Origin of the sequence: Bacillus sp. JJ722 (assembly GCF_036963345.1) — a bacterium.
In the GTDB taxonomy this organism is placed as follows: Bacteria; Bacillota; Bacilli; order Bacillales; family DSM-1321; genus Bacillus_AD.
On record NZ_JBALMO010000257.1, the window covers coordinates 1 to 3,357 of the forward strand.

The 3,357-nt window shown below is 34.8% G+C and carries 4 protein-coding genes and 1 pseudogene; 2 read left to right on the plus strand and 3 right to left on the minus strand.

What is annotated here, in order from left to right:
* Positions 1-133: 133 nt before the first annotated feature.
* Entirely contained in the window at positions 134-826 is a 693-nt protein-coding gene (locus V7014_RS23105) for a response regulator transcription factor (RefSeq protein ID WP_335510757.1), read from the minus strand.
* A 186-nt stretch (positions 827-1,012) separates the two neighbouring features.
* Between V7014_RS23105 and V7014_RS23110 the strand changes: the two genes are divergently transcribed.
* The gene (locus V7014_RS23110; RefSeq protein WP_335510759.1) at positions 1,013-1,180 is read left to right on the plus strand and encodes a carbon storage regulator; all 168 of its coding nucleotides are present in this window, start codon (positions 1,013-1,015) and stop codon (positions 1,178-1,180) included.
* A gap of 65 nt (positions 1,181-1,245) precedes the next feature.
* On the plus strand, positions 1,246-2,433 hold the full coding sequence (locus V7014_RS23115; RefSeq protein WP_335510761.1) for a flagellin: 1,188 nt from the start codon (positions 1,246-1,248) through the stop codon (positions 2,431-2,433).
* A 148-nt stretch (positions 2,434-2,581) separates the two neighbouring features.
* Here the strand turns inward: V7014_RS23115 and V7014_RS23120 are convergent, their stop codons facing one another.
* Positions 2,582-3,142: an N-acetylmuramoyl-L-alanine amidase gene (locus V7014_RS23120; RefSeq protein ID WP_335510763.1), complete on the minus strand. Its 561-nt coding sequence runs from the start codon at positions 3,140-3,142 to the stop codon at positions 2,582-2,584.
* Between the two features lie 3 nt (positions 3,143-3,145).
* Positions 3,146-3,357: pseudogene (locus tag V7014_RS23125) on the minus strand (hypothetical protein); the annotation flags it as partial.

Below are 3,357 nucleotides of genomic sequence, written 5' to 3' on the forward strand. Positions count from 1 at the left end.
GTTTGTAAAGTGTGTTTCTTATTGATGTTGTTTGATACAAAAAGCAATGAAGATAGACCAATAAATATGATGATGGGAAATGGTATTAATATTTTATATTGAATCGTAAATCTCATTGTATTCCTTTTCCTTTTTATACAATTTTATATCCAACTCCAAAGACCGTCTCAATAAATGAATTTTTACTTTCATCAATTTTTTTCCTCAACCTTTGTATATGTATATCGACAGTTCTTGTATCTCCCACATAATCAAAACCCCATACCTTATCTAATAAATCAGCTCTAGTAAAAACCTTTCCCCTATTCTCCGCAAGGAACAAAAGAAGTTCATACTCCTTATTTGTTAAATCAATCCTTGTTTGATTTTTATAAACTTCTCTCTTTTCTATATAAATCACTACTTCTTTTCCTACATTAATCGTTTTAAATCCTTCTGATTCCAAAGATTCTTCTATCAGATCAATTCTTCTAAAAATCCCCCTTACTCGCACAATGACTTCTCTTATATCAAATGGTTTAGTAATATAATCATCTGCACCTAGTTCTATCCCAAGAATTTTATCTACTGAATCCGATTTAGCAGTAACCATAATAATTGTAATCCTGTAATCCTTAACAATACTCTTACAAACTTCAAAGCCACTAGTATCTGGAAGCATCAAATCCAGAATAATCATATCAGGATTACACTCCTGAACAAGTTTATTTCCTTGATCACCCGTATAAGCTACAAACGTCATAAATCCTTCCTTATCTAAGGAATACGAAAGCAGATCTGATATAGCTACTTCATCTTCGATAATAAGTATCTTTTTTTTATTCATTATTTCGCCTCGCCCTCCCTAGTATCATATCTTTTTCTCATTCCTTCTGATAGGCACATCAGTAGAGTTTACAAATTAGATACAAATATTTTAAAAATCTGAAACAAGATACACATATTCTGAAAAGTTTATCTACTAGTATTGTAACATAATAAAAAATTCGAATTAAAGTGAAGAAGGAGATTAATGGCTTTAACTATACAAAGGACTGTAGGAGAAAAGGTTATTCTTACGTGTCCTTCTGGAGAAGAAATCGTTATTGAAGTGAAAAAAGCAAGCAATCAAGATGCTTTACGCTTAAGTATCAATGCTCCAAAAACGGTGCAAATTCTTCGTGAAGAACTACGTAAATAACATAAATTAAAATTATATAAGGTGGGCATGGATGCTAACCTTACAAAAACATGGAGGTATTTGAAATGAGAATTAATCACAACATTTCAGCTTTAAACACGTATCGTCAAATGGGTGCTAACCAAACTGCAGCAACTAAAAACATGGAAAAATTATCATCAGGTTTAAAAATCAACCGTGCTGGAGATGACGCAGCTGGTCTTGCTATCTCTGAAAAAATGCGTGGACAAGTTCGCGGTTTAGACATGGCTTCTAAAAATGCACAAGATGGTATTTCTTTAATCCAAACTGCTGAAGGTGCATTGAACGAAACACACGCTATTCTACAAAGTATGCGTGAGCTAGCTGTACAAGCTGGTAACGACACTAATACAACTGCAGATCGTGAAGAAATGCAAAAAGAAATCAACCAATTGACTTCTGAAATCAATCGTATCGGTAACACTACTGAGTTCAATACTCAAAAGCTATTAAATGGTAGCAAAGATGGTGCTGCAACTACAGCAGTATATAAAATGGCAGCTACTGATATTGCCTTTGCTGATGGTGAAGCTATGACTATCGGAGGTAAACCTTATTCTGCTGATAGTACTGTTAATGGCACTGCAGGTTTAACTAAAAAGATTAATGATGACGCTACAAATGCATTTAAAGCAACTGATAATGGTGATGGTACAATTACTCTAACTGCAAAAACTGCAGGTGCTAATACTATAACTGCAGGAGATTTCAAGAAAGATGCTGCTAATATAACTCCAGCAACTGTAACTGCTGGTAAAGTTGCTGACGATACAAAGAGTCTTAAATTACAAATTGGAGCAAATGAAAATCAAAGCTTATCATTAGATATTGCTGATATGCGTTCAGAAGCTTTAGGCATCTCAAAAAAAGGTACTACTGATGCTAAATTAGCAGTTACTGACGGCACAAACAGCACTATTGTAGAACAAGCTCTTAGTGTTTTAACACACAAGGATGCAACATCTACTGTAACAACAATCCAAACTGCAATTGACAAAGTATCAGGTGAGCGTTCTAAACTAGGGGCAAACCAAAACCGTTTAGAGCACACAATTAACAACTTAGGTACATCATCTGAAAACTTAACAGCTGCAGAGTCTCGTATCCGTGACGTTGATATGGCTAAAGAAATGATGGAAATGACTAAGAACAACATCTTACAACAAGCCGCTCAAGCTATGCTTGCTCAAGCTAACCAACAACCACAAGGTGTTCTTCAATTATTACGTTAATCTATATAGGAAAAGCCAGCATTTTATTGCTGGCTTTTTTGTTATTGGAAAATATGTAAACAAAGCCCCTCTCGTAATGAGACGGACTTTTGCTTATTCTTCACGCATTTGCAATGTAACATCGAATTTGTTTTAAAGGTTTCTGCTCCTATTTTAGATGTAAATGTTCCTGTGTACAATCGATACCCGTTACCTTCCGGACGTAGATGTAAGGTAACATCAAAGTCTTTCTCCACTTGTGACTTAAAATCCTTAGCAGATACTTCACTAGCAAAAGTACCTGTATAGAGACGACGTAACTTTCCATCTTTCTCTCTTCAGCTTTTAAATAATAAGCTTGAGCAACACCTTCAACGATCGCTAAAGCGAATTTCCTTCTAAAAGAATCGCTTTTCAATAGTTCTGCTTCTTTTCGATTCGACATAAACGGTCCTTCAACAAGAATTGCTGTTGGATTAGTTTCCCGAAGCATGTGAAGATTACTTTCCTTGACTCCAGGATCTCTTAATCCCGTAGCAGAAACAATCGATTTTTGAACTGCCTTAGCAACCTTAACAGCATCCTTCAACGTCTTTTTATAAACGTATGTTTCAATCCCATTACCATCATTCCATTTAGTCCCGTAAGCATTCGCATGAAAATCAATAATACTATATGCTGTCTCACTCTTTAACGCTTTTTTAAAATCTTCACTAACTTCCTTATTTATTTTTTATGAAGATTCTGTTTTCGTTCCAGATGAATCGTAAATTTCAACCTTACCACCAATTTGCGAACTCAAAAGGCTTGAGATATTTCCTTTCTCTCCGATGAGCAACTTTTCGTTCAACTCCATATTTTTCATTAAGAAATACTGAGTTAGATACACGTCCAGATTTTTTGAGCTGATCATGTCATTTTCTATTGTTTGTAAAGTGTGTTTCT

Coding starts and splice junctions, on each gene's coding strand:
- V7014_RS23105 (WP_335510757.1), bottom strand. CDS start 826: ATGAATAAAAAAAAGATACTTATTATCGAAGATGAAGTAGCTATATCA.
- V7014_RS23110 (WP_335510759.1), top strand. CDS start 1,013: ATGGCTTTAACTATACAAAGGACTGTAGGAGAAAAGGTTATTCTTACG.
- V7014_RS23115 (WP_335510761.1), top strand. CDS start 1,246: ATGAGAATTAATCACAACATTTCAGCTTTAAACACGTATCGTCAAATG.